The organism is Rhodococcus sp. SBT000017 (genome assembly GCF_003688915.1).
Lineage (GTDB): Bacteria > Actinomycetota > Actinomycetes > Mycobacteriales > Mycobacteriaceae > Rhodococcoides.
Window position 1 is genome coordinate 2,466,986 of sequence record NZ_REFU01000001.1, and the last position, 25,322, is coordinate 2,492,307.

24 protein-coding genes are annotated in these 25,322 nt (G+C 63.9%); 15 read left to right on the forward strand and 9 right to left on the reverse strand.

The genetic code is table 11. The features are described 5' to 3' along the window. Positions 1–121 precede the first annotated feature (121 nt). The 3 genes from AYK61_RS11310 to AYK61_RS11320 are packed head-to-tail and all read left to right on the forward strand — an operon-like array spanning position 122 to position 3,166. Positions 122–1,111, forward strand: coding sequence for a tripartite tricarboxylate transporter substrate binding protein (locus AYK61_RS11310; protein ID WP_121870866.1), 990 nt, complete (start codon positions 122–124; stop codon positions 1,109–1,111). Further along, a complete protein-coding gene (locus AYK61_RS11315; protein WP_121870867.1) occupies positions 1,108–1,644 on the forward strand; it encodes a tripartite tricarboxylate transporter TctB family protein in 537 nt (178 codons plus the stop codon). Before AYK61_RS11310 ends, AYK61_RS11315 begins: the two co-directional genes overlap by 4 nt. A 16-nt stretch (positions 1,645–1,660) precedes the next feature. Then, positions 1,661–3,166: a tripartite tricarboxylate transporter permease gene (locus tag AYK61_RS11320; RefSeq protein ID WP_121870868.1), complete on the forward strand. Its 1,506-nt coding sequence runs from the start codon at positions 1,661–1,663 to the stop codon at positions 3,164–3,166. 61 nt (positions 3,167–3,227) lie between these two features. Here AYK61_RS11320 and AYK61_RS11325 read toward each other — a convergent pair whose 3' ends face one another. Both AYK61_RS11325 and AYK61_RS11330 read right to left on the reverse strand, forming a co-directional pair. After that, entirely contained in the window at positions 3,228–4,301 is a 1,074-nt protein-coding gene (locus AYK61_RS11325) for an alkene reductase (RefSeq protein ID WP_121870869.1), read from the reverse strand. Between the two features lie 199 nt (positions 4,302–4,500). Continuing rightward, complete coding sequence (locus AYK61_RS11330) at positions 4,501–6,681, reverse strand: glutamine synthetase III (protein WP_121870870.1); 2,181 nt, start codon at positions 6,679–6,681, stop codon at positions 4,501–4,503. A gap of 190 nt (positions 6,682–6,871) precedes the next feature. On the opposite strand from AYK61_RS11330, the gene AYK61_RS11335 reads away from it, so the two are divergent. Next, on the forward strand, positions 6,872–7,339 hold the full coding sequence (locus AYK61_RS11335; protein WP_121870871.1) for an SRPBCC domain-containing protein: 468 nt from the start codon (positions 6,872–6,874) through the stop codon (positions 7,337–7,339). A gap of 23 nt (positions 7,340–7,362) precedes the next feature. After that, a complete protein-coding gene (locus tag AYK61_RS11340) occupies positions 7,363–7,803 on the forward strand; it encodes an SRPBCC family protein (protein ID WP_121870872.1) in 441 nt (146 codons plus the stop codon). Between the two features lie 4 nt (positions 7,804–7,807). Here AYK61_RS11340 and AYK61_RS11345 read toward each other — a convergent pair whose 3' ends face one another. After that, the gene (locus tag AYK61_RS11345) at positions 7,808–8,629 is read right to left on the reverse strand and encodes a class I SAM-dependent methyltransferase (RefSeq protein ID WP_121870873.1); all 822 of its coding nucleotides are present in this window, start codon (positions 8,627–8,629) and stop codon (positions 7,808–7,810) included. Positions 8,630–8,770: 141 nt separating this feature from the next. Here AYK61_RS11345 and AYK61_RS11350 point away from each other — a divergent pair, with 141 nt between their 5' ends. Both AYK61_RS11350 and AYK61_RS11355 read left to right on the forward strand, forming a co-directional pair. Continuing rightward, positions 8,771–9,658, forward strand: a complete 888-nt coding sequence (locus AYK61_RS11350) for a DUF5996 family protein (protein WP_121870874.1) — start codon at positions 8,771–8,773, stop codon at positions 9,656–9,658. 110 nt (positions 9,659–9,768) lie between these two features. Continuing rightward, complete coding sequence (locus AYK61_RS11355; protein WP_121870875.1) at positions 9,769–11,121, forward strand: MFS transporter; 1,353 nt, start codon at positions 9,769–9,771, stop codon at positions 11,119–11,121. A 92-nt stretch (positions 11,122–11,213) separates the two neighbouring features. On the opposite strand, the gene AYK61_RS11360 is transcribed toward AYK61_RS11355, so the two are convergent. From AYK61_RS11360 to AYK61_RS11375, 4 genes are all read right to left on the reverse strand, one after another. Next, entirely contained in the window at positions 11,214–12,656 is a 1,443-nt protein-coding gene (locus tag AYK61_RS11360; protein ID WP_121870876.1) for an acyl-CoA desaturase, read from the reverse strand. Between the two features lie 24 nt (positions 12,657–12,680). Then, a complete protein-coding gene (locus AYK61_RS11365) occupies positions 12,681–13,778 on the reverse strand; it encodes a ferredoxin reductase (RefSeq protein ID WP_183130238.1) in 1,098 nt (365 codons plus the stop codon). Between the two features lie 99 nt (positions 13,779–13,877). Further along, positions 13,878–15,374 carry an FAD-dependent oxidoreductase gene (locus AYK61_RS11370; RefSeq protein ID WP_121870878.1) on the reverse strand — a complete coding sequence of 499 codons (1,497 nt, stop codon included), beginning with the start codon at positions 15,372–15,374 and terminating at the stop codon, positions 13,878–13,880. Between the two features lie 38 nt (positions 15,375–15,412). After that, complete coding sequence (locus tag AYK61_RS11375; protein WP_121872676.1) at positions 15,413–16,318, reverse strand: diiron oxygenase; 906 nt, start codon at positions 16,316–16,318, stop codon at positions 15,413–15,415. Positions 16,319–16,580: 262 nt separating this feature from the next. On the opposite strand from AYK61_RS11375, the gene AYK61_RS11380 reads away from it, so the two are divergent. Genes AYK61_RS11380 through AYK61_RS11410 form a run of 7 tightly spaced genes read left to right on the forward strand, consistent with a single transcriptional unit; the run spans position 16,581 to position 23,114 of the window. Continuing rightward, entirely contained in the window at positions 16,581–17,246 is a 666-nt protein-coding gene (locus tag AYK61_RS11380; protein ID WP_121870879.1) for an HAD-IA family hydrolase, read from the forward strand. Between the two features lie 29 nt (positions 17,247–17,275). Further along, complete coding sequence (locus AYK61_RS11385; RefSeq protein ID WP_121870880.1) at positions 17,276–18,487, forward strand: sedoheptulose 7-phosphate cyclase; 1,212 nt, start codon at positions 17,276–17,278, stop codon at positions 18,485–18,487. Positions 18,488–18,504: 17 nt separating this feature from the next. Next, a complete protein-coding gene (locus AYK61_RS11390; protein WP_121872677.1) occupies positions 18,505–19,284 on the forward strand; it encodes an O-methyltransferase in 780 nt (259 codons plus the stop codon). After that, positions 19,281–20,567: an ATP-grasp enzyme gene (locus AYK61_RS11395; RefSeq protein ID WP_121870881.1), complete on the forward strand. Its 1,287-nt coding sequence runs from the start codon at positions 19,281–19,283 to the stop codon at positions 20,565–20,567. Before AYK61_RS11390 ends, AYK61_RS11395 begins: the two co-directional genes overlap by 4 nt. Further along, the gene (locus AYK61_RS11400; protein ID WP_121870882.1) at positions 20,567–21,589 is read left to right on the forward strand and encodes a D-alanine--D-alanine ligase; all 1,023 of its coding nucleotides are present in this window, start codon (positions 20,567–20,569) and stop codon (positions 21,587–21,589) included. Before AYK61_RS11395 ends, AYK61_RS11400 begins: the two co-directional genes overlap by 1 nt. Next, entirely contained in the window at positions 21,586–22,338 is a 753-nt protein-coding gene (locus AYK61_RS11405; RefSeq protein WP_121870883.1) for a TauD/TfdA family dioxygenase, read from the forward strand. The genes AYK61_RS11400 and AYK61_RS11405 overlap by 4 nt, the downstream gene beginning before the upstream one ends. A 50-nt stretch (positions 22,339–22,388) precedes the next feature. After that, positions 22,389–23,114 (forward strand): YoaK family protein, encoded by a 726-nt coding sequence (locus tag AYK61_RS11410; protein WP_121870884.1) that lies wholly within the window; start codon positions 22,389–22,391, stop codon positions 23,112–23,114. Between the two features lie 7 nt (positions 23,115–23,121). On the opposite strand, the gene AYK61_RS11415 is transcribed toward AYK61_RS11410, so the two are convergent. Continuing rightward, positions 23,122–23,736 carry a TetR/AcrR family transcriptional regulator gene (locus AYK61_RS11415; protein WP_121870885.1) on the reverse strand — a complete coding sequence of 205 codons (615 nt, stop codon included), beginning with the start codon at positions 23,734–23,736 and terminating at the stop codon, positions 23,122–23,124. A gap of 80 nt (positions 23,737–23,816) precedes the next feature. On the opposite strand from AYK61_RS11415, the gene AYK61_RS11420 reads away from it, so the two are divergent. Then, complete coding sequence (locus AYK61_RS11420; protein WP_183130240.1) at positions 23,817–24,752, forward strand: DAPG hydrolase family protein; 936 nt, start codon at positions 23,817–23,819, stop codon at positions 24,750–24,752. Here the strand turns inward: AYK61_RS11420 and AYK61_RS11425 are convergent. Next, on the reverse strand, positions 24,746–25,321 hold the full coding sequence (locus AYK61_RS11425; protein ID WP_121870886.1) for a hypothetical protein: 576 nt from the start codon (positions 25,319–25,321) through the stop codon (positions 24,746–24,748). The two genes, AYK61_RS11420 and AYK61_RS11425, sit on opposite strands and share 7 nt — an antisense overlap. Between the last annotated feature and the right edge of the window lies 1 nt (position 25,322).

The window sequence follows — 25,322 nt, forward strand, 5'->3', positions numbered from 1 at the left end:
ACCGACACGGTGTCTCCCGTTGCTCGAATCCATCGAAGATCGTCCTCGATGTTGTGAACTGGACTAATCCGACAGACTGTATCTAACCTGACGCTGTGACACACCACACGAAAGGTCTCTGATGGCGATATCGCCCACACTGTTACGAACGGCCGGAGCCTTGGTGGTGGTGGGAGCGGTGACCGTCGCGGGAATCGACGCCGCCAACAGCGCCAGCGGCTCCGATGCCCGCGCCAAGCTCACGTTGATCGCACCGGCCGCTGCGGGCGGCGGCTGGGATCTTGTCGCACGTGAATCGCAGCAGGCACTGCGCAGCGACGGCATCGTCAACAACGCCCAGGTCGTCAACGTCCCCGGTGCAGGCGGCACCATCGGCCTGAGCCAGCTCGACAACCTCAGTGGGCAGCCCACCACCGTCATGATCACCGGCACCGTCATGCTCGGCGGTATCGCGATCAACAACTCCGAGACGACTTTGGCCGACACGGTCCCGATCGCAAAACTCGCCGAGGACTTCGAGGTGTTCGTCGTCCCGAAGGATTCACCGATCCAGAATCTCGAGGACATGATCGAGGCGTGGCGAGCCAACCCCGGCGGACTGCCGATCGGTGGTGGCTCCCTCGGCGGAATCGACCACATCGTCGCGGGTCAGCTTGCACAGGAAGCCGACATCGACCCCGCCGCAATCAATTACATCGCCTACTCCGGCGGCGGTGAAGTATTGACTGCCCTGCTGTCCAACACCGTCGGCGTTGCGGTCAGTGGCTTCAACGACTTTCGCGATCAGATCGAGGCCGGCAACGTGCGAGCGCTCGCCGTGGCCTCACCCGAACCGCTCGAAGAATTCGACGTGGACACGTTCATCGAACAGGGCTACAACGTCGACCTGGTCAACTGGCGCGGAATCGTTGCCCCGCCGGGCATCTCGGACGAGGACCGACAGACTCTGATCGACATCGTTTCCGAGATGGTCGAAACCGAGCAGTGGGCGACGGCCGTCGAACGCAACCGTTGGAAGGAATCGGTTCTGACCGGGGACGAGTTCGGTGAGTTCCTCGAGGTCGAGCAGACACGCATCACTGGACTTCTCGAGGAGTTGGGGCTGGTATGACAACGACGACTACCGATACGGACACCGGCACATCCCGATCGTTCTGGACGGGCCGCAGTGGACTGATCGTTCCGGCGCTGCTCGTCGCACTCGGAGCCTTCTTAGTCTACGGCACCATCACGATGGACGTTCCATCGACCGCCACATCACCAGGCCCACAGGTCTTTCCGGCCATCGTTGCGGGCGGCTGTTTCGTCGTCGCCCTGCTGGTCACCATTCAGCTGCTGGTCAAACCCGACACCATCGACCGCGGTGTCGACGCCGACGGCAAGCCGCACACCGGCACCGTCAGCAACTGGCGCACGCTGTCGATCACCGTCGGATCGGTGGCCGTGTTCATCGCTCTGCTCGATCCGCTCGGCTGGGTTCTTGCCGGTGCCATCCTGTTCTGGGGTGTCTCGGTCGGATTGGGTGGCCGCCGGTACGTGTTCGACGCGGCCATCGCGCTACTGGTCTCGAGCGCGATTCAGATTGCATTCTCCGCGGGCCTCGGCCTGACCCTGCCCGGCGGCGTTCTCGCCCAGATCTTCTGACGGAGCTGACTTCACGATGGATTCATTGAGCAATCTGATCGACGGGTTCGGCACCGCGCTGACACCGATGAACCTGGTCTGGGTATTCGTCGGCGCGCTGCTCGGCACAGCCGTCGGCGTCCTCCCCGGTCTCGGCTCTGCCATGGCGGTGGCCCTGCTGCTGCCCGTCACCTTCACCCTCGACCCCACCGCCGCGCTGATCATGTTCGCCGGAGTGTATTTCGGTGGTCTGTTCGGCGATTCGATCTCCGGCATCCTGATGAACACCCCCGGCAACAGCACCGCGATCGCCGGGACGTTCGAGGGGCACCGGATGGCCAAGAACGGCCGGGCCCCACAGGCTTTGGCCACTTCGGCCATCGGAGCGTTCATCGGCGGCATCGTCGCCACGACCCTGGTGGTGTTCTTCGCTCCCACGCTCGCGTCGTTGGCGACCAACTTCGGCCCGGCCGAGTACCTCGCCCTCGCGGTGTTCGCGTTCATCGCAACCTCGGCGGTGGTCTCGGACTCCGCATTGAAGGGCCTGACCGCACTGCTGATCGGCCTCACCCTGGCCGTGATCGGTATCGACGGACCCTCGGGCGCTTCACGATTCACGTTCGAGGTACCTGCGCTGTTCGACGGCATTCACATCGTCGTGATCACCGTCGCGATGCTCGCGCTCGGTGAGGTCATCCACATCGCGTCCAAGATCGGTCGGCCCGAGGACCGCAGCCTCATCAAGTCGCAGGGACGCCCCTGGCTGAGCAAGGCCGAGTTCCGCGATGCGATGCCGGCCTGGTTACGCGGCACGGCATTCGGTGTGCCGTTCGGTGTGATCCCCGCGGGCGGTGCCGAAGTGCCGAGCTTCCTGGCGTACGGCACCGAGCGCAGGCTCGATCGCAAGCGCGAGAAGCCGATGTTCGGCAAGGGCGCCATTCGCGGTGTCGCTGGACCGGAGGCCGCGGGAAACTCCACGGCCGGAACGGCCATGGGAGCGCTACTGGCTCTGGGTCTGCCGACCTCGGCGACGGCGGCCATCATGTTGGCTGCCTTCCAGCAGTACGGCATGCAGCCCGGACCACTGCTGTTCGAGCGCAGCGGCGACATCGTCTGGGCCCTACTGGCCAGCCTGTTCGTGGCGATGATCGTGCTGCTGATCCTCAACCTGCCGTTCGCACCGTTGTGGGCGCAGCTGCTCAAGATCCCGAAGAACTACCTCTACGCCGGCATCTCGGTGTTCGCCGCCCTCGGCGTGTACGCATCGAGTGCCTCGATAGTGGATCTGATCTTCATGCTCGGGCTCGGCATCGTCGGATTCATGATGCGCCGCTACGACATTCCGTTGGCACCGGTGTTGATCGCGGTGATCCTCGGCCCACTGGCCGAGGAGTCGCTGCGACGCGCACTGGCCGTCAGCGAGGGTGACCCGTCGATCCTGGTCGGCAGCGCGATCACCATCGTGCTGTACGCACTGATGATCATCGCCGTGGTGTTCTCGATCGTCAGCAAGGTCCGCGCCCGCAAGACCGCGGACTTCTGAGTGCGCTCCGCGCAGTGGTGTGTTCAAGTGCCCCCTGGGGCACTCAACCGCACCACTGCCGCTAGGCACTGAACGCTGGGTAGTCCGTGTAGCCCTTGGCACCCTCGGAGTAGAAGGTGCTCTGATCCGGCTCGTTCAACGGCAGATCCTCACGCCAGCGGTAGGCGAGGTCGGGGTTCGCGATTGCCGGACGCCCGACGACGACGGCGTCGCCGATACCGTCCTCCATCAGTGACAGAGCCTCGTCGCGGGTGGTGATCTCACCGAAGCCACTGTTGACGAGCACTGCACCACCGAATGCCTGCCGCAGATCCTGAACGAGCTCGCCCGCCGGATCCTTGTGCAGCACGCTGAGGTACGCCAGCCCCAGCGGTGCGAGCCGCTCGACCAGGGCACGGTAGGTGGCACGCACGTCGTCGGAATCCGTCTCGAGCGCATCCTGGATGTTGTGCTCGGGTGAGATGCGAATTCCCACCTTGCCCGCTCCGAGCGCGTCGGCCACTGCTTCGACCACCTCGGCCACGAAGCGTGCCCGGTTCTCGGGCGAGCCGCCGTACGCGTCGTCGCGCTGATTGGAGGCGGGCGAGAGGAACTCGTGCAGCAGGTACCCGTTGGCACCGTGGACCTCGACGCCGTCCATTCCGGCCGAGATGGCATTCTTCGACGCCTGCACGAAATCTGCGATCACCGAGGGCAATTCGTCTTCACGCAGCGCACGAGGGGTGGGGTACGGCTTCTTGCCCTCGTAGGTGCGGGTCTCGCCGTCGATGGCGATGGCACTGGGTCCGACGACCTCGTGGCCACCTGTCGTCGCCTCGTGCGTCACTCGACCTGCGTGCATCACCTGAGCGACGATCGATCCGCCGTCGGCATGCACTGCGTCGGTGACGTTGCGCCAGCCGGCGATCTGCTCGTCCGTCACCAGCCCGGGCTGGCCCGGAAATCCCTGGCCCGCGTGGCTCGGGTAGGTGCCTTCGGTGACGATGAGACCGAGGGATGCGCGCTGCTTGTAGTGCTCGACCACCAACGGGCCCGGCACTCCGTCACGTCCCGAACGCACCCGCGTCAGCGGGGCCATCACCAGCCGGTTGTCGAGCTTCAGGTCACCGAGCGTCAACGGGGAAAACAACTTCATGGATCTCTCTCCTCACGAGTGCGTGCACAGTCTTTGCCACTGCTCACTCGAAACGACGGAGTTCCACGAAGCTATTCCGGTCCGAGACATTGCTCACCCCGAAAACAACAGTGGTGTGACCGAGTGCCACAGACGGCACTCAGCCACACCACTGCCCTATCTGGTCGTTCCGCAGGCTCCACTCCTGCCCGCAGCGCACTCAGAGGATGTAGAGCATCTCCTGGTAAGTCGGCAGCGGCCAGAGATCGTCGGCCACCATCGCTTCCAGGGTGTCCGCTGCCGATCGAACGGCGGCCATCGCGGGCAGCAGTTCGTCCTTGGCGTGTGTGGCCTCGGCCAGAGCGTCGCCGCCCGGATCCGCCTCGAGAGCGGACTTCAACGTCGCCAGAGCCGCGTGCAACTCCGACAGTGGAGCCGAGACTGCCTGTAGCGCAGTCATGTCCACGTCGTCGACGCCTGCGCCCTTGAGCGCGCTGACGTTGTGCGCCAACTCGGTCTGGTAGCGCACCGCAGCGGGCAGGATGGACGTCTGACCCATCTCGAGCGTCAGCCGCGCTTCGACGAACACGGTCAGCGCGTACTGCTCGAGCCCGATCTCGTAGCGCGAGTGCATTTCTCGGTGGTTGAAGACCTTGTACTTCTCGAACAGCTCCATCGCCGAGTCCGAGATCAGCTCCGGCAAGGCGTCGAGCGTCGTACGCAGGTTCGGTAGGCCGCGTGACTCGGCCTCGATCTGCCAGTTGTCGGAGTAGCCGTCGCCGTTGAACACCACCGCGCCGTGTTCGGTGATGATCTCCGTCAACAGATTCTGCACGGCCGTGTCGAAATCGGTGCCGTCGGCGACGGCCGCTTCGAGGTTGGTCGCCATGTAGTCGAGAGCCTCGGCCATGATCGTGTTGATCGTGACCATCGGGCCGTTGACGGTTTGCATCGAACCGGGGGCGCGGAACTCGAACCTGTTGCCGGTGAAGGCGAACGGGCTGGTTCGGTTGCGGTCGCCGGGATCGGTCGGCAGCACGGGAAGGGTGTCGGCACCGATCATCATGGTGCCCTTGCCCTTCGACGACGTGGCCGCACCCTTGGCGATCTGATCGAACACGTCGGCGAGCTGATCGCCGAGGAAAATCGAGATGATCGCGGGCGGAGCCTCGTTCGCGCCGAGGCGGTGATCGTTGGTCGCCGACGCCACCGAGGCGCGCAGCAGGCCGCCGTACTTGTGTACCGCGCGGATGACGGCGGCACAGAAGACGAGGAACTGCGCGTTGTCGTGTGGGTTGTCGCCGGGAACGAGCAGCGATCCCAGGTCGGAGTTACCGAGCGAGAAGTTGACGTGTTTGCCGGAACCGTTGACGCCCTCGAAGGGCTTCTCGTGGAACAGGCACTCCATGCCGTGCTTCTTGGCGATGGTCTTGAAGGTCGTCATCAGCAGTTGCTGGTGATCGGCCGCGATGTTTCCACGCTCGAACATCGGGGCGATCTCGAACTGTCCTGGTGCGACCTCGTTGTGCCTGGTCTTGGCCGGGATGCCGAGCTTGAACAGCTCGCGTTCGGTGTCCATCATGAAGCCGAGCACACGCTCGGGGATGGCACCGAAGTAGTGGTCGTCGAACTCCTGGCCCTTGGGCGGCTTCGAGCCGAACAGGGTGCGGCCCGCGTTGAGCAGGTCGGGTCGGGCGAGGAAGAAGTGTCGGTCGACGAGGAAGTATTCCTGCTCGGGACCACAGAACGAGACGATGTTCTCGATGTTCTCGTGGCCGAAGAGCTTCAGGATGCGCTCGGCATGGCCGCCCATCGCCTGCTGGCTGCGCAGCAGCGGCGTCTTGTGGTCGAGGGCTTCACCGGTCATCGAGACGAACACCGTCGGGATGCAGAGGGTGTTGCCGTTCGGGTTCTCGAGCACGTACGCCGGGCTGGTGACGTCCCAGCCGGTGTATCCGCGCGCCTCGAACGTGTTGCGCAGGCCGCCGTTGGGGAAGCTCGAGGCGTCGGGCTCGCCCTGGATCAGAGTCTTGCCCGCGAATTCCGCGAGTGCGCTGCCGTCACCGACCGGGTCGAAGAAGCTGTCGTGCTTCTCGGCCGTCAATCCGGTGAGGGGGTAGAAGACGTGCGCGTAGTGCGTCGCGCCTTTCTCGAGAGCCCAGTCCTTCATTGCCGACGCGACAGCGTCGGCGACCATGGGGTCGAGCTTCTTGCCTTTGTCGATCGTCGCCATCACCGACTTGAAGACCGATTTGGGCAGACGCTTCTGCATGACGACCTTGCTGAAGACGTTCTCACCGAATATCTCGCCCGGCTTCTCGTCTCCGACGAAGCTGACCGCAGGCGGTACATACGCCTCGACGTCTTTGATCGCCTGCAGGCGGACGGTATTTCCACTCATGGCTACCCCTTGACAAGGTGCTGCTCCGCAGCTGGATTTTGCGGAGTCCGACTCGGCGACTGTACGAATGCGACGTGGCGGTCGTGTTTCGTCGTTGTGTCCACTGCGAGGCAAAAACGGCGATCGGAGTTTCTTTCCGCGCAGACGGGGGTAACTCCGTAGCCAGCGTAAACAACCGAAAGCGAGCCCCATGACCGACCAGCTGACCGTCCGCCGCGAGATCGACGCTCCCCCTGCCTCGGTGTTCACCGCACTGGCCAACCCCGAGGTTCAGGCCGCTGTCGACGGCTCGGAAATGCTGCGCGGCGCGATCGACCCGACGCCGCTGGGAGCCGTGGGCGACACCTTCGCAATGGACATGTACCAGCCGGAGCTCGGCGAGTACGTCATGGAGAACACTGTGTTCGCATTCGAACAGGACCGGCGCATCGGTTGGATTCCTCGTCGTCAGGGCATGGAGCCTCGCGGTACGCGGTGGTCCTGGGAGCTCGACGCGGTCTCGGAGGATCGCACCGCGCTGACTCAGGTCTACGACTGGTCTCGCGTCACCGACCCCGAGTTTCGGAAGATGGCCGGATTTCCTCGGGTGACCGAGGACCAGATAGTCGACACCATGCGCCGCCTCGCCGACCATCTCGGCGTCCGCCTCGAAGACTGATCCGCACAGAAAGAGAGAGCTTCATGGTCGACGTCACCAGAACATTCACCGCCGAAGTCACGATCGAGAAGGCCGCGGCCTTTCTCCGAGACTTCTCCAACGCGACAGCGCGGGACCCCGGGACGCAGAGTTGCACACAGATTTCCGACGGTCCGGTTGCCGTCGGCACGCAGTGGCACAATGTCTCGAAGTTGTTCGGTATCACGACCGAACTGACCTACACGTTGGTCACCGACGAGCCCCATCACATCGTGCTCGAAGGTGAGAACAAGACGGCCACCAGCGTCGACGACATCACGTTGACCGCCGAAGGATCACACTCGACCCGAATCGACTACCACGCGAAGGTCGAATTCAACGGTGCCGCCAAGGTAGCCGGACCGTTTCTGAAAGCGGGATTCGAAGCGAAAGTTGCTCCGGAGACGGTGGAGAAGATGACCGAGGCGCTCGAGCGACTGGGCTGAGGCCCTACTTGCGTGCGACGACGGTGAAGTTGTCCGCCGAGCTCGCCAGGGCATCGGGTGCCACGATCGAACCGTCGTCGGCGAAGATCTCGGAGATGGTGAACCCGGCATCGGTCACCAGTCGTCGCACGTCCGCCACAGTGGTGAAGTGCATGAACGGAGCGAAGTCGTGCGCAGCGAGCGGAGCGACTGCCCACGTTCCGCGATCGACGACTCGAGTGCGCGCAGACCACCAATTGGCAAGGCTCCGAACGACACTCGCAGGATCGAGCAGGCGGCGACCCAGCGACACCACCAGAGTTCTCGGTGAGAAGCGGAATTTCTGGGTAGGTCGGCTGAGCTGAAACGGCTTCTCCCCGAACGACGGTCCGTTGCGGTTGAGCGTGGAGAACACCAGAATTCCGGACTCGCCCAGAACTCGGTGGAATTCTGCGAGTACCCGAATCCGTTCGTCATGTGTCACGGTGTCGATTCCGTTGTTGCTGAACACCACCAAGCCGAACTCGCCGTCGGTGAAGTCCGCCAGATCGCGCGCATCGGCAACGTGCGCAGGCAGGTCGGGGAAATTCCGCCGAAAGCCCTCGATCATGTTCGGTGCGTAATCGATCGCGACGTAGCGGTCGCTGAGCAATCGCAGCAGCGCCGTGGTTCGGCCACTTCCGACGCCCACGTCCAGTACCGGCGTTCCGCGAGCAACCCCGGCTGCCGCGACCAGCGCCGCTGCCTCCCCACGGTCGAGAAACCCATCGGTGGGACCGGCGTACTCCACGTATGCAGCGGCTACCCGCGCGCTGTCGAACACGTCTCGATTGTGGTCTATGGACATACGATCACCTCCGCTTCACCGACCGCAGACACAGGCGCCCCGCCCCTGGAGCAGACGGTACCGGCGAACCCTGAGGTGCGCCTGAGGCCGAGTAGGCACCGAGTGTGGCCTCCGCCACCGCCGAGCGTGCATCATCGACACATGACAAATTCTCACGACGCATGGCCTCGACTCGAGGTGGACAGTTGGGTGGACACTCGCGACACCGTGCACCTGTGGACCCAGATCGTCGGAAAGACACGAATGGCGTTGTCGCCCTCGATCAATCACTGGTGGGGCGTTGCGCTGTACGTCGACGCGTCGGGCCTGACGACGTCGCTGATGCCGCTCGGCGATCGGGGGCTCGAGATTCGCTTCGATTTCCTCGAGCACCGGCTGATACTCGCCACCACCGACGGTGAGCGACGGAGCATGAAGCTCGAACCGCGGACCGTCGCCGACTTCTACGCCGAGTACCTCGACCTGCTGACGCAACTGGGTGTGGACGCTCCGATGGTGGGCGTGCCCGTCGAGTTGACGCACGCCACGCCGTTCGCGGAGGACGTCTCGCATGCGTCGTACGACGCGGCCGCGATCGAGAAGTTCTGGCGATCGCTCGTGAGCGCACATCGGGTGTTCTCGGCCTTCCGAGCCGACTTCCGCGGAAAGTCCAGTCCGGTGCACTTCTTCTGGGGCGCTTTCGATCTCGCGGTCACTCGATTCTCGGGTCGCCCCGCACCACAGCACCCGGGCGGAATTCCGAACTGTCCGGACTGGGTGATGCACGAGGCCTACAGCGACGAGGTCTCCAGCGCCGGCTTCTGGCCGGGCGGTGCCGCAGAGGGCGTCTTCTACGCCTACGCGTATCCCGATCCGGAGGGGTACGACAGCCATCCGGCCGTCACTGCCCCGGCGTACTTCGATCGCGATCTCGGCGAATACGTCCTGCCCTATCGGTCGGTGCGCACCGCCGAGGATCCCGACGCCGTGCTCAGGGCCTTTCTCGAGCAGACCCACCGAGCGGCCGTCGAAACCGCCCATTGGGAGTAGTCCTCGACCGGTCCCCCCATTCGGGGGTATTCGTGGGGTGACCCGGGTCACTACCGTTCGTCGCACTCGGTATCGCACATTTACCCGATACCCGACAAAACGGAGGAACCATGACCACTGTCTCACCCGACGACCCGGGTGTGTCCGCAGCGACGCCACCTGCGGTGCAGACCAAGACCAGTGTCCGCCGGGTCGCTGTCGCCAGTGGCATCGGCACGACGATCGAGTTCTACGACTTCTTCATCTACGGCACCGCAGCCGCGCTGGTTTTCCCGACGATCTTCTTCCCGGCTCTCGGCTCCACCGCAGGCACTGTGGCCTCGTTCGCGACGTTCGCGGTCGCGTTCATCGCCAGGCCCGTCGGCGCAGTGCTGTTCGGACACTTCGGTGACCGTATCGGTCGCAAGAAGACCCTGATCTCGACGCTGCTGCTGATGGGGGTGTCCACGTTCGCCATCGGTCTGCTCCCCGGCGCGGAGACGATCGGCGTGGCCGCTCCGATCATCCTGGTGCTGCTCAGATTCGGGCAAGGGTTCGCGGTCGGCGGTGAATGGGCCGGCGCGACCCTGCTCACGGCCGAGTACGCACCGCCCGGCAAACGTGGCTTCTACGCGATGTTCCCCCAGCTGGGACCGTCGGCAGCCTTCATCTTCTCCAGTGCGACATTCCTCGCGACCGGTCTGCTGCTCGGCGATACCAACGAGACGTTCCTCAATTACGGTTGGCGAATCCCGTTCCTGCTCAGCGCCGTTCTGGTGCTCATCGGCCTGTACATGCGGTTGGCCATCGAGGAGACCCCGGTCTTCCGCGCCAACAAGCTCGCCGAGGAGCAGGCCCCGGCGAATGCGGCTCCGACGAAACTGCCGATCTTCGACGCCTGGCGCATCCAGAAGCGTGAAATCATCACTGCTGCAGGCGCATTGGCATCCCTGTTCGCCTTCTTCTACATGGGGACCGCGTACCTGACGAGCTACGGCACCAAGACCCTCGGATTCGACCGCCCGTTCGTGTTGATCACCGGAATCGGCGCCGCGGTCATCTTCGGAATCGCCATCGCGGTCTCGGCGACCTACTCCGATCGCGTCGGCCGACGGCGAGTGATCATGGGAGCGTGCATGCTCGCGATTCCCTGGTCGATCGCACTGTTCCCCGTTCTCGACACCGGGTCACCCGCAGCATTCGTGATCGGCATGTGCGTCACGCTCGCCATCTTCGGAGTGGCCTACGGACCGACAGGAGCCCTGCTCCCCGAGCTGTTCCAGACTCGATTCCGTTACACCGGAGCAGGTTTGGGCTACAACCTCGCCGGCGTCCTCGGTGGCGCGATTCCGCCGATGCTCGCGGCACCGCTCACGGCTGCATTCGGCAGCATCTCCATCGGCGTCATGCTGGCCCTGCTGTCGGTGCTCAGCCTGGTGTGCACCAAGCGGTTGATCGAGACCAAGGACGTCGACATGACCTGATCGACCGCAACGACGGAACCCCGACAACGAAGTACCGCGGCCACCCGATGATCGGGTGGCCGCGGTACTTCGTCGGTTCGAGCGGTCGATCTCTAGTCGTCGCCGCGGGGCGGTGGCTGAACGTCGACGCCGCCGGAGTTGTGCTCCGGTCCGGCCGCTGGATGGCCGGCGGGAACGCGACCACGCGTCTTGGCGGCCTCGCTGTCCTTGGTGGCTCCCTCGGCGAACTTGCGACGCCAGCTCTCCTCGGGACGGTAGGGGCCCGGCTTCGGCCGAGTCTTGCCGCCCGGGAACGCCAGACGGGCGATGGTCCGCTGGACCATTCCCCACTGCTGAAAGAACGGCCCGGTGTTGTAGGGCAATTCGTAGCGCTCGCAGATGTCCTTGATCTTCGGCGCGACGTCCGAGTACCGAGTGCTGGGCATATCCGGGTACAGGTGATGTTCCACCTGGTAGCTCAGGTTGCCGCTCATCAGATGGAACAGTGGTCCGCCGTCGATATTGGCGGCACCGACGAGCTGACGGACGTACCAGCCGCCGCGAGTCTCGTTCTCCACTTCTTCCTGGCTGAAGGTGTATGCCTGATCCGGGAAGTGACCGCAGAAGATGATGGCATTCGACCAGACGTTACGAATGATGTTGGCGGTGAAGTTCGCGGCCACCGTCGACAGGAACGTGCTCTCGACCCCGCTGAACCGGCTGTCCAGCAGTGCCGCGGTGCGACGGTTCTTGCCGAAACGTGCGGAGCCACGCAGCTTGGACGCCAGACGAGACCTCTTGCTCTCGGGCAACCGGCCACCCGAGGCCAGCTGCGCCAGCGCGAACGCACCGGCGCTGATGATGGGCCAGCCCACGTAGTCCTTGACGAACTGCTTGCGTGCCTTGACGCCGATGCCCTTGAGGTCCTCGACGAGATCCTTGACCGGCTTCTCGCCGCGTCGGATGGCTTCGATGTCCAGGTCGTGCAGCGCCACGCCCCACTCGAAGAACGCCATCAACAGAACGTTGTAGAACGGCTGGGCCAAGTACGCGGGGTGCCATTTCTGCCGCGGATCGATACGCATGATCTCGTACCCGAGATCCTTGTCCTTGCCGCGAATATTGGTGTACGTGTGATGGACGTAGTTGTGCGAGTGCTTCCACGAGTTCGCGGTGGAGGCGGTATCCCAATCCCACACGGACGAGTGGATCTCCGGATCGTTCATCCAGTCCCACTGACCGTGCATGACGTTGTGGCCGATCTCCATGTTCTCGAGGATCTTCGCGATCCCGAGGCACGCAGTGCCCGCCAGCCAGGCCGGCTTGCTGGTGGATCCGAGCAACAACACTCGTCCGGCGACCAGCAACTGACGCTGGGCGGCGATCACCGAGGTGATGTACTTGCGGTCCTTGTCGCCGAGGCTGGCGTACACCTCGTCGTGAATGGCGTCGAACTCCTTGGCGAGTTCGGCAATGGTCTCGTCACTCAGGTGCGCCAGTGGGTTCACCGGCTCGTCACTGGTCGTGGTGCGCCTGGTGGTTTCGTCGATCGTCATGAATTCCCCTGTTCGATGTGTTGATCAGAGTTCGATTTCGATGTCGCCCTCAGCAGTGTTGACACAGATCCGAACCGCTTGCCCCGTAGGTTCGGAGATATCCCCGTTACGTAGGTCACGTAAACGCCCCTTTTTCAGGGTACCCACGCAGGTGTGGCAGATGCCGATGCGGCAACCGAACGTCAGATCCAGTCCGGCTTCCTCACCTGCGGCGAGAATCGTTGTGCCACCGTCGCATTCGACGTCCTTCTTGCTGTTGATGAACTTGACCGTGCCGCCCTCACCTGCATCGTCTCCGCCGCCGATGACGGGCTGAAAACTCTCGTGGTGGAACTTGTCGTAGTCCCCCTGGTCTTTCCAGTAGGAACGCAGATCGTCCAGATGTTCACCCGGTCCGGAGCAGAATGCTTCGCGATCACGCCAATCCGGGACCAACTCGTCCAGTTCGGATGCTTTCATCCGACCTTCGTCGCTGGTGATCCGCAACTTCACCGTCAAACCGTCGTGTTTGGCGTCGAACTCGTCGAGCGTCTCGGCGAACATCAACTGCTTGCGGTCGTGCACCGAGTGCACCACCACGACGTCGCGCACCTGATCGTGGTGATCCAGGGCGCGCAACATGCTGATGATGGGCGTGATTCCACTGCCCGCGCTGATGAAGACCATTTTGTCCGGAATCGGGCTCGGCAGGGTGAACTCACCCTCCACCTCGCTGAGCCGAACGATGTCTCCGGTCCTGATCGTTCCCACCAGGTACGGCGAGACCGTCCCGGAGGGCACGAGCTTGGGGCTGACACTGACCAATCCGTCCACCGGGTCCGGATCGGAGGTGAGTGAATACGCCCGCCAGTGATAGCGGCCGTCGATCAGCACCCCGAGCCGCACGTACTGTCCCGGCGTATGGCCCTGCCACTCGAAGCCGGGCCGGATGTAGACCGAGACGGCCTCCGAGCCCTCCGGTGTCACCCGCTCGACCTTCCCCCGAAGCTCGCGGGTGGTCCACAGCGGATTGATCATCGACAGGTAGTCGTCGGGCCGGAGCGGATTGAACAAAGATCGGACTGCGCGCAGCATCGTCCGTCTCACAAAAGAAACCTGGGGCTTGGCCCCCCGTTCAGCCATACTCAACGGTAACCCCGCGTGGACAGCTGTGCACCGAAATTGCTCAGACTCGAATGAGACTGCTACACAAGGTGAACAGAACCTGCCGATACCGACCGGTCAGCGTGCTCGCGACACCCTGTCGCCCAGCGCCGCGCTCACTTTTCCGTACCATCCGAGTGGACGAGCCGGGCCCCGGGTCGGCACATCGGCAAGCAGTGCCTCGGCGGTTTCCTCGGCGTCGATCTTGTTGTCGCCGATGCCACCGGTGGCACCTCGCTTGGCCCACCCGACGACGTAACACCCTGGCACCGGAGTGCCGTCGGCAGTGGTGATGCGACCGCCCACGTTGCGAATGGTGCCGGTGATGTCGTCGAACGGAATACCCGGCGACGGGGTTCCGCGGTAGCCGATGGCAAGCAGCACCAGCTCGGTCTCGAGCGACACCGCTTGCTCACCGACGCCGACCTCGATGGACTGCACCGAGCCGCTGCCGTGCAGGGCGGACGGTGCCCGGCCGAACGCGAAGACGATACGCCGGCCCTGCGCAATAGATCCCAGCTCGACTCGCGTGGCCCCGGCCAGAGCCGATGCGGGAGCGGACAACGGCAGGCGATCGATGGCGTCGACGATTCCGTCCGGTCCTGCCACGACGACATCGACGCCGGCGCGGTCGACCAGCGCCTTGCATTCGGAACGGGTGAAAGCGGCGTACTCCGGACCACGACGGGCGAGGACGACGACCTCGTTCACCCGATGGCGACGCAGCTCGGCCAGAGCGTGCGGGGCGATCTCGGTTCCGTCGAGCCCGTCCGGGTCGGCAGTGAGGATGCGTGCGGCATCGAGTGCGACGTTGCCGTTTCCGATGATGGTGACGCGGTCGACGCCGGTGAGGTCGATCGCGTCGGCTGGCACGTCGGGGTGGCCGGTGTACCAGCCCACCAGGGTGCGCGCGCTGACGGATCCGTCGAGGTCGATGCCGGGAATCTCGAGTGCTCGGTCCTTGTCGGCACCGACGGCGTAGACCACCGAGTCGAACTTTCGGGCCAGTTCGACGTGGTCGATGTCCTTACCGACCTCGACACCGAGCTTCATCGTCACCCGTGGATGGACGAAAATCCCACGGAAGTGCTCGCTGATGCGTCGGGTACCCAGGTGATCGGGAGCGACGCCGTAGCGGGCGAGACCGCCTGCGGTGGGCAGCCGATCGTAGAACGTGACGTTGGTGCCGGGCACGCGCAGCAGCGCCTGGGCGGTGTAGCAGGCGGCCGGTCCGGTCCCGACGATGGCGATGTCGATCGGCGGCAGGTCGTTGACCGTCGCCACCGGGAATCGGGGCGCGCCCCACTCCGCCACAGCGGGCTTGTCCTTGTAGTAATCGGCGTTGATGTCGGCGTAGATCTGCTGATCGGGCGTCAATCTCGAGACGCGAGTGATCGCGTCCACCGGGCACGCGTCGGCGCAAGCCCCACAGTCGATGCACGAGCGCGGATCGATGTAGAGCAACTCGGTCTTGCCGAAATCCGGCTCGTCCGGCGTCGGATGGATGCAGTTGACGGGGCACACCGACAGGCAGGATGCGTCGTTGCAACAGTTCTGCGTGATCGCGAACGGCATTGTTCTCAGATGTCCTTCACGGCCTCGAGCGGTATTTGTCAGAGCATGTGCAGGCGACGGTAGATCATCTCGGCCGGCTTGGTGACCAAACCGCAGTCGAGAAGAAATGCCATCAGGTGCTCGCTCGAGGTGCGCATCATCGTGTGGTGGTGAGCGTTGTTCTTCGCTTCCTTCACTGCGCGGTCGACGTCGAGGCCCGCTGCTGCGTAGACCTCCTTGTTGACCATGTTGGACACGATCATGCGGGCGGCGATGGCGACGACGAGCGCGCTGGCCTTGCGGCGAGCCGGGCTCTTCCCCGCGATGTCTTCACGCATCTGAGCGCGCGCGAAGGTCATGTGCCGCGACTCTTCGACGACGTGGATCTTGCTGGTGGTGCGCACGAGCGGCAGTACGTTCTCGCCGCGCATCCAGTCGCGCTGCATGACGTCGAGCACCTCTTCGGCGACGAGGATGCCGCCGTAGGCGATCTCGGCGGACGCGAGGGCCTTGAAGCCGCGGCCGAGTTCGATGCTGGATCGACGCGGCAGGTATGCCTTGATGCCCATCTTCTGGCAGGCGCGGGCGAACATGATCGAGTGACGGCACTCGTCGGCGATCTCGGTGAGCGCGAACTGGAAGTCCGATCCCGAGGAATCCTTGCAGTACTGATCGCGCAGAACCATCTGCTGCAGGATCATCTCGAACCAGATGCCGGTGCTCATGATCGAGCAGACCTCGTGGCGGGTGAGCGTGATGCGCTGCTCCTCGCTCATCTCGTCCCACAGCTTCGTGCCGTAGAGGGTGCTCCACTCCGGGTTGAGTCCGTAGAGGGAGGGATCGAGATCGGCTTCCCAGTCGACCTCCTCGGACGGGTCGTACGACAGCTGGGCGGCGGAATCGAGCAAACGAGCGGAAACGTCCTCGGGCTCGAGAACGTCGTTCCTGGAGAGTGTGCTGGTCATCGCCGTGGTTCCTTCCATCGTCGAAAAGCTGTAGGTAACTGTTACGGAGATTACCAGGTACTCAGCGACACAGGTAGTCGCTCGGGCAAATTTCCTGAATTCGTTCTCCTCGCCTCGCGACGCGCGCTCTCGTAGCCGGACGAAAAATAATTCGAAGGTTTCCGATTCGGTTCCGGTGGGGCATACCCCCGCAACCAACTCACCCCATCGCGCATGCGCGAGACGTTGACTGGTACAACGTCTCTCGCTCCGAAAGGCAACCATGCCCGCAATTCTGTTCGGCTCGATCAGCACACTCGTCGACACGTCCGAACTGCAGCGCCGCTCGTTCAACGAGGCCTTCGCAGCACACGATCTGAACTGGAACTGGCCCCGCGCCGACTACCGGGCCATGCTCGGATCGAACGGTGGTGCCGACCGCATCAGCGAATACGCGTCCGAGGCCGGTACCGAGGTGGACGCCGCCGCAATACACGCCAGCAAGTCGGAGATCTTCCAACGGCTGATCGGCGAATCGGACGTGAAGACGCGTCCGGGCGTCGCCGACACGATCGACTCCGCGAAAGCGAACGGCCTCAAAGTCGGCTTCGTGACGACGACCTCGCGAGAGAACATCGACGCGCTGCTGGCCGCTCTCAGTCCCGAGCTGACGGCCGACTCGTTCGACATCATCGTCGACGCGACCTCGGTCGAGCCCGGCAAGCCCGATCCCGCCTCGTACGAATACGCCCTGAAGACGCTGGGAGAGAGCGCGTCCGACAGTGTGGCCATCGAGGACAATGCAGGCGGAGTCCAGGCCGCCGTCGCCGCGGGCATCACCTGTGTGGCATTCCCCAACGAGAACACCGCAGGAACCGAATTCGTCTCGGCCACCGAGACCGTCGATGCACTCGATCCCGAGCGCGTCCGAGCTCTGCTCTCAGTCTGACCTTCCATACAAACCTCCAGGAGTAACCAGTGAGCAATCTTCAGGCCCAGGTCGTTGCCGGGGACAGGTCGTTTCGCGTCGAGGGATACGAGCGCATCGAATACGACCTGATCTATGTCGACGGAGTGTTCGCAATCGAGAACACCGAATTGGCCGACAGCTACCGGCCGTACGGTCGCGCGCTGATGGTCGTCGACGAATCGGTGCACGACATCTACGGCGACCGGATCAGCGCGTACTTCGATCACCACGAGATCGCACTGACGGTGGTTCCGGTTCACATTGCGGAGACCGCGAAGTCGCTGGAGACGTTCGAGCGCATCGTGGGAGAGTTCGATGCGTTCGGTCTGGTCCGCACCGAGCCGGTGCTCGTGGTGGGCGGCGGACTGACCACGGACGTAGCAGGTTTCGCGTGCGCAAGCTACCGTCGCAACACCCCGTACATTCGGATTCCCACCACACTGATCGGCTTGATCGACGCGAGCGTGTCCATCAAGGTGGCCGTCAATTACGGAAAGCACAAGAACCGCCTCGGTGCCTACCACGCGTCGCAGAAGGTGCTGCTGGACTTCTCGTTCCTCGGCACGCTGCCCGAGGATCAGGTGCGCAACGGCATGGCCGAGCTGATCAAGATCTCCGTCGTCGGCAATCTGGAGATCTTCGAGATGCTCGAACAATACGGTCCTGAACTGCTGCGAACCCGATTCGGCCATCTCGACGGAACAGCGGAATTACGTTCGGTCGCAGACAGACTGACCTACTCGGCAATCGCGACGATGCTCGAACTCGAAGCACCCAATCTCCACGAGATCGATCTCGATCGCGTCATCGCCTTCGGCCACACGTGGAGCCCGACCCTCGAGCTGACCCCGCCTGCCCCGTTCTTCCACGGCCACGCGATCAACATCGACATGGCGCTCTCGACGACCGTCGCCGAGCAACGCGGACACCTGTCCACGGCCGACCGCGACCGGGTACTGGGCGTGATGTCCAGCATCGGCCTGGCCCTGGACAGCCCGTACCTGACACCCGAGTTGCTTTCCGAGGCAACGGCATCGATCCTCAAGACCCGCGACGGCATCCTGCGCGCCGCGGTTCCCGATCCGATCGGTACGTGCCGCTTCCTCAACGACCTCGACGCAGCCGAGCTGGCCGACGTTCTGACGCTGCACAAGAAGATCTGCCTGGACTTCCCCCGGGCAGGCGAGGGCCTCGACATGTTCACCGCGCCGACGCCGTGACGAAGGCCCCGCGACCGGTGACCCCGACGACGATTCTGGCGCGCGAGCTGAGCGAGATAGCCGATCTGCTCGACGCCGGCGCCGGGGTCACCGACGAGCTGACCACCCGTGTTCATCGAGCCCGCGATCTCGCCGCGGGACTCGACCCGTATCTCGACACCTGCACCACCTCCCAATCCGCAGCGCTGGCGACTCTGGCGTCGCGGACCCGCACCGAGGACTGGAGATCACGTGACGTCGTCTCCGGCTCGGGGCCCCTGGAGATGGAGATGCTCTCCGGCCACGTGGAGGGACGCTTCCTTGCGTTCCTCGTGCACATGACCGGGGCGAAGCGGGTGCTCGAGATCGGTATGTTCACCGGCTACTCGGCACTGGCGATGGCCGAGGCTCTGCCCGCAGGCGGCGAGTTGGTCGCGTGCGAGGTGGATCCGTATGTGGCCGAGTTCGCGCAGTCCTGCTTCGCAGAATCACCTGCAGGTTCGTCCATCACGGTGGAGGTGGGGCCTGCACTGGACACCCTGCGCCGGCTGGACGGAAAGTTCGATCTGGTCTTCGTCGACGCCGACAAGACCGGATACCGCGCCTACGTGGAACATCTGCTCGATAGCGAGTTGCTGGCCGAGAACGCCGTGATCGCCGTCGACAACACTCTGTTACAGGGCGAGCCGTACAGCGAACAGCCGTCCGAGAACGGCCGTGCCGTCGCCGAATTCAACGACTACGTGGCGAACGACCCTCGCGTGGAGCAGGTTCTGCTTCCTCTGCGCGACGGCGTGACGCTGATCCGTCGAACATGATTCGTACGGTTGCCGCGCTTGTCGGCCTCGCGGCCACCCTCCCCGTCGATCTCGTGGCGGCGGGGGTGGCCGCCGTACGCGGCGGTCGGCCCGCCACTCACCGAACCGACTCGCCCAAGACGGTCCTGATCAGCGGCGGCAAGATGACCAAGGCACTGCAGCTCGCGCGGTCCTTCCATCTCGCCGGCCATCGCGTCGTTCTGGTGGAATCGGCCAAGTATCGCTTCTCCGGCCACCGGTTCTCCCGGGCAGTCGATCGGTTTCACTGCATACCCGAACCGACCGAATCCGGCTACGCCAGAGCACTTCTGGATGTGGTGCTCCGCGAGGGCGTCGACGTCTTCGTCCCAGTGGCAAGCCCCGCTGCGAGCATTCACGATGCCGACGCACGGGCACTCCTCGATCCACACTGCGAGGTGATTCACGGCGACGGCGACACCGTTCGCATGCTCGACGACAAGTCCCGATTCTCCGAGCGCGCTGCATCGCTCGGCCTGCGCGTTCCCGATTGGCGGCGCATCACCGACGTGCGGCAGATCGAGGAGTTCGACTTCCCGCCGGGCCGCGAATACATCCTCAAACGCATCTCCTACAACCCGGTCGGCCGAATGGACCTGACGCGGTTGACCCGCGACACGCCCGCCGAAAACCTGCGATTCGCACGCGGTCTCGGGATCTCCGAGAACGATCCGTGGATCCTGCAGCAGTTCGTCGCCGGGCAGGAGTACTGCACCCACGGCACCGTCCGTGGAGGACGGTTGCAGGTGTACGGCTGCTGCGAATCGTCGGCGTTCCAGGTCAACTACGAGATGGTGGACAAACCCGAAATCCTGAGTTGGGTGCACACTTTCGTCAATTCGCTGGACGTCACCGGCCAGCTGTCGTTCGACTTCATCGAGTCCGCCGCCGACGGCCACATCTATGCCATCGAATGCAACCCTCGCACCCATTCGGCCATCACGATGTTCTACGACCATCCCGACCTGGCTGCCGCGTATCTCGACGACGGACACCCCGAGGTTGTGCCGCTCTCCTCGGCTCGCCCGACCTACTGGATTTACCACGAGGTGTGGCGTCTGCTCACCGAGGGCAACCGAAAGGCTCGCTTTCGCAGCATCTTCGAGGGAAAGGACGCCATCCTCACAGGTTGGGATCCACTGCCCTATCTGCTGGTGCACCACCTCCAGATTCCGTCGCTCCTGGTGCGAAATCTTCTGGCGCGACGCGGCTGGTCCCGCATCGACTTCAATATCGGCAAGCTCGTGGAGAACGGAGGCGACTGATGGCCCTGTCGGTACTAGTGTTGGTCGGATCATCGGTGGACGAGTTCCATTGCGATCTGTCGCGGGTGTACGCGGGCGGATTCCTCGACGCGCTCGGTGGGGATCCTGCTTACCGGTTCGAGGTGGCGTTCGTCTCCCCCGGCGGTCTCTGGAGCTTTCCCGGCGGAATCGACGCTGCCAGTGTATCTGCGGCGCATCAGATGTCGTTGACACAGGCAGTGGAGGTCATGTCGTCGTGGCACTTCGATGTCATGGTGCCGCAGATGTTCTGCCTGCCCGGCATGACGACATACCGCAGCCTGTTCGATCTGTTGGGCGTGCCGTACGTGGGCAACGGTCCGGACGTGATGGCGATGACCGCGGACAAGGCTCGCGCCCGAGCCGTCGTCGCGGCGGCCGGGGTCGCCGTTCCCGCCGGTGTCGTGGTCCGCTGCGGCGACGACGTCGACGTCGATCTGCCGGTCGTCGTCAAGCCCGTGGACTCGGACAATTCGATGGGCGTCACACTCGTTCGCGAATCCGACCGTCTGGCAACCGCAGTGAGCGAGGCTCTGACCTACTCGTCTGCGGCGCTGGTGGAGTCGTACATCGAACTCGGCCGCGAAGTCCGCTGCGGCATCGTCGAACGAGGCGGTGAACTGATCTGCCTGCCCCTCGAGGAGTATGCCGTCGAGTCGATTCGCACCAGCGCCGACAAATTGAATCGCACCTCGGACGGAGATCTGTACCTGGTCGCGAAGGAACAGACCAAGGCGTGGATAGTGGACGTTTCCGATCCGGTCACCGAGAAGGTCTGGGCCGCAGCACGATCGTGCTATCGATCCCTCGGCTGCCGACACTACGGACTCTTCGACTTCCGGATCGACCCCGACGGGCAGCCGTGGTTCCTCGAGGCGGGCCTGTACTGCTCGTACTCACCGTCGAGCGTGCTCGCGGTGATGGCCTCTGCGGCAGGCATCGCCGTCGACGAACTGTTCGCACGATCGCTCGACGAACTGTCGGTGAAGGAGATGTCCTCGTGACGCTGGGAATCGAGATCGACGATCTGGACCTGAACTCCACTGCGACCGACGAACTCCGAATGCTGTTGGCCGAACACGGCGTGCTGATTCTGCGGAATCAGCCCGTGGACGATGCAGGCTTCCTGGCGTTTCTCCGGCGGTTCGGCGACATGATGTTCACCGAGGGCGAGACACCTGTGCCGGGCTTTCCCGATCTGAACGTCATCAGCAACGTCGGCCGAACCACACCTCCGAAATCGACCTTCCACGTGGACACCACGTATGTCCCGAATCCGCCTGCCTACACCGCATTACGTGCGGTCGAGGTGCCGGAGGTCGGTGGCAGCACGTTGTTCAGCGACCAGTACGCGGCGTACGACACATTGCCTGCCGGTCTGAAAGCGAGCCTGGCCGGAAGAACGGTGACACACCGAGTGACCGGGGTGGCATCGGACACCGATTCCTGTGCCGAACACCCCTTGTTCGCAGTACATCCCGTGTCCGGGCGCACCGCACTGGCGTTGTCTGCACCGGCGCGGTGCGTCGCGATCAGCGGAATGTCCACCGAGGAGGCACACGAGACTGTGCACCACCTGTTCGAGCACTCCACTCGCGAAACCAATGTGCTGCGACATGCGTGGGCACCCGACGATGTGGTGATGTGGGACAACCGATGTGTGATGCATCGAGCCGATCACAGCGGAGTCGTGGGAAACAGGGTGATGCATCGCGGAATGGTGGCGAACGCTGAATCGCAGTCGGTTATGTGACTGACAACTCAAAGATTTGCCGGTTCGCCCGTAGCCAGGAGAATCGAGTCATGACTTCCCCATTGACGATCAGCCGCGAAACAGCCGTCGGTGCCGAAGCTCGTCTGTCCTGGATATTGTCCGGGTTGGCAGGGATGGTGGGTGCAGTGGCGTTCCTGCATTCCGCCGGCTACTTCGTGACCTTCATGACCGGCAACACCGAACGCGCGGTCGTCGGACACTTCGGGCATCCCGAGGGCAAGGAAGTTACCCCGGGTGCCTCACCTATCGCGGCTCTCGCGCTCATGGGCTCCTTTCTGGCCGGCGTGGTGATCTCGTCGATCTGCCGGCGTCGTTACTGGTCCAACCATCCCCACGGAGCGACGGTGCTGACCACGATCGCGCTCGCCGGCGCGGGAGCAATCGACATCGCCATCTCCGGATGGTCGTCGGCCACCGTGAACTTCTACCCGATTCTGTTGGTGGCCTTCGCACTCGGTGCACTGAACACCGCGTTCACGAAGAAGGAAGAAACCTATATTCCCCTGAGCTACGTCACCGGCACCATGGTCAAACTCGGCCAGGGTATCGAACGGCACATGTTCGGCGGCGGAACGCGCTACGACTGGCTCTGCTACACAGCTCTTCTCGGATCCTTCGCACTGGGAGGTGCGATCGGCGCCTTCATCGGCGTCGTCATCACCGGCCCGCAGGTATTGCTCCTCACCGCGCTGATCAGCTTCGGCGCAACGATCTTCACGTTCACCCACACCGAGCGTCGGTCGCTACTGGGATGACGTCCGCTCAGTCCTCGACCAGAGGTGAGGCCACGACGATCTTGCGCAACATCTGCTCGATGAACGTCGGGGAAAGTCGTGATCCGATCAGCACTTGCCGCTGCACCAGACCTTCGATCATCACCACGAGGGTTTCGGCGTCGGACGGCGGATCCTCGGAGTCCAGCGAGGCGACAATCCACTGGGTGTAGGTGACGAATGCTGCTCGCTGACTGTCGAACAGCTCGCGGATTTCGTCGTCGTGCTGCGCCTCGCCGAGCATGATGTGGCGAGCGATCACCCGCTTGACGGCATCCCCGGACGTCATGGCGTCGATGAAATCGATGATGCGGGACACCACGACGTCGACGTTGAGCGGTTTGACGTCGACGAGACTGCCGAACGTCGCTCCGGCCACCTCGAAGTCACGGACGAACAGTTGGCCGAGCGCCAGGTGAAGCAGTCGACTTCGAGTGGGCGCATGGTAGTTGACCGACCCGGGGCCGAGACCTGCTGCAGCGTCCACCGCCCGGTGCGTCAAGCCGCGAAGCCCTCGGTTGGCGAGCACCTCGATCGCGGCGGTGGCGATCTCGTCGCGCCGACGCACTCTCGACTCATCGTCCTTGGGGTGTGCCGGACTCATACCGCGCAGTGTAGTGCCAGGCCGTTGACATTCGCCGATTCCACGACCTAGCCTCAACAGATGTTGAGCAGGGTGGGGACATGAGCCGGGGACCGACGCGACGCCGGATCCTGATCGGAGCAGCCGCCGCGGCCACGGTCGCCGTCGTCGGCCCGGTAGCCGAGGCGGTAGCGGCACCGGCGACCGGTTCGGGCGACGAGTGCGGCGAGCGCTATCAGGGCTATCGTGACGCCGATCGGAATCTGCCGTACGCCCGATACATGGCACAGCGCACGGTGCCCGCACCGGCCGTCGTTACGGACACCTGTGCGGGCCCAGCTCTCGTGCCCGATTCGATTCCCGGATTCGATTCGATCACAACCGATCTCGCGCCCACCGGATACTCCAGCGTCGAAACCGGATACGGTCGACGCGCCGACGGAGTGACGTTCGTGGCGGTCCGCACGGTGATGCCGCGCGTGACGGCAGCGATGTGGGACTGGTGGTTCGGCTGGCATTCCGTCGAGGCTGCACGCTACAAGCTGTGGCATCCCGATGCCCACCTCTACGCAGACCTCGCCGAGGATCGAACGGCACTCGACATTCCCGACAAGGCAAAATACATCGGCAACACGACGTTCGTGGACGAGTACGTCGGTCCGAAGTTGCAGCAGCTGGGCATCGCTTTTCGCGATCCCATTGCGCACGGCTTCGACGTCCCCGCAGGTCAGACGATCGTCTTCGGCCGAGTGGGCAGCTCCATCGCACCGGTGGACCTCGGCTGGCTGGCCCACCAGGTGCGCCCCGTGGACGGCGGTGCCGAGATGCGTAGCCGCTTCTTTCTCAACCTTCGAGGGCTGCACGTACCGGACGTGAAGCAGGCCGCGTGCGCCGTTCGCCGTGGGGCGTCGGTGGACCCGACGGATCTCGTGCTCGGGATCGATCTCGCTCGCGATCTGCTGCTGCACTGCGGGCAGGAGATGAACCACCTCGCCGGGTTCCTGCCAGAGCTGTACGAGGAGTTCGGCGGTCAGTGACCCAGAAAGACCTTCGCCAGCACGATGAGCGCGGCGACTGCGGCGGTGGCCAACCCACCGAGAATCGCGCGGAAGGTCAACGGGTTGCCGCGAATTCGCTCCGTGACCATCTGAATCGTGGCGATGCGCACCACGATCACGCCGCCGGCCAGCAGTTCCGACCACTGCCCCGGGAGTACCGACAACCAGCCGAGGGCCAGCATCAGGGCGGGGACGGTGCCGGAGCTCAGGATGGGCACCGCGTCGCGAAGCTCCTCGAAGGCCTTGAAGGTGCGTTGCTCGTCGGTGGCATCACCGTGCGCTTCGGGAATCTGACTGCTCGCGACGAAATCCGCGAACACATGCGCCAGAAACGTCGTCACCGCAGTGGCCAGAACCAGAACGGCAGCCGTTCCGTGCTCGATCGAGCTGGGCGTCGATGCTGCGACCGCTGCGAGGACCAGGATGTTTCCGTAGACGTAGGCGGACAGCCGCCTGGCCGCCCGCGCGGGCTCGAGCGGGCCGTCCGCGCGGGTGACCAGTCGGCGATACAGCCGTGTTCTCCGAATACGGGGTTCTGCGTCGCTCATG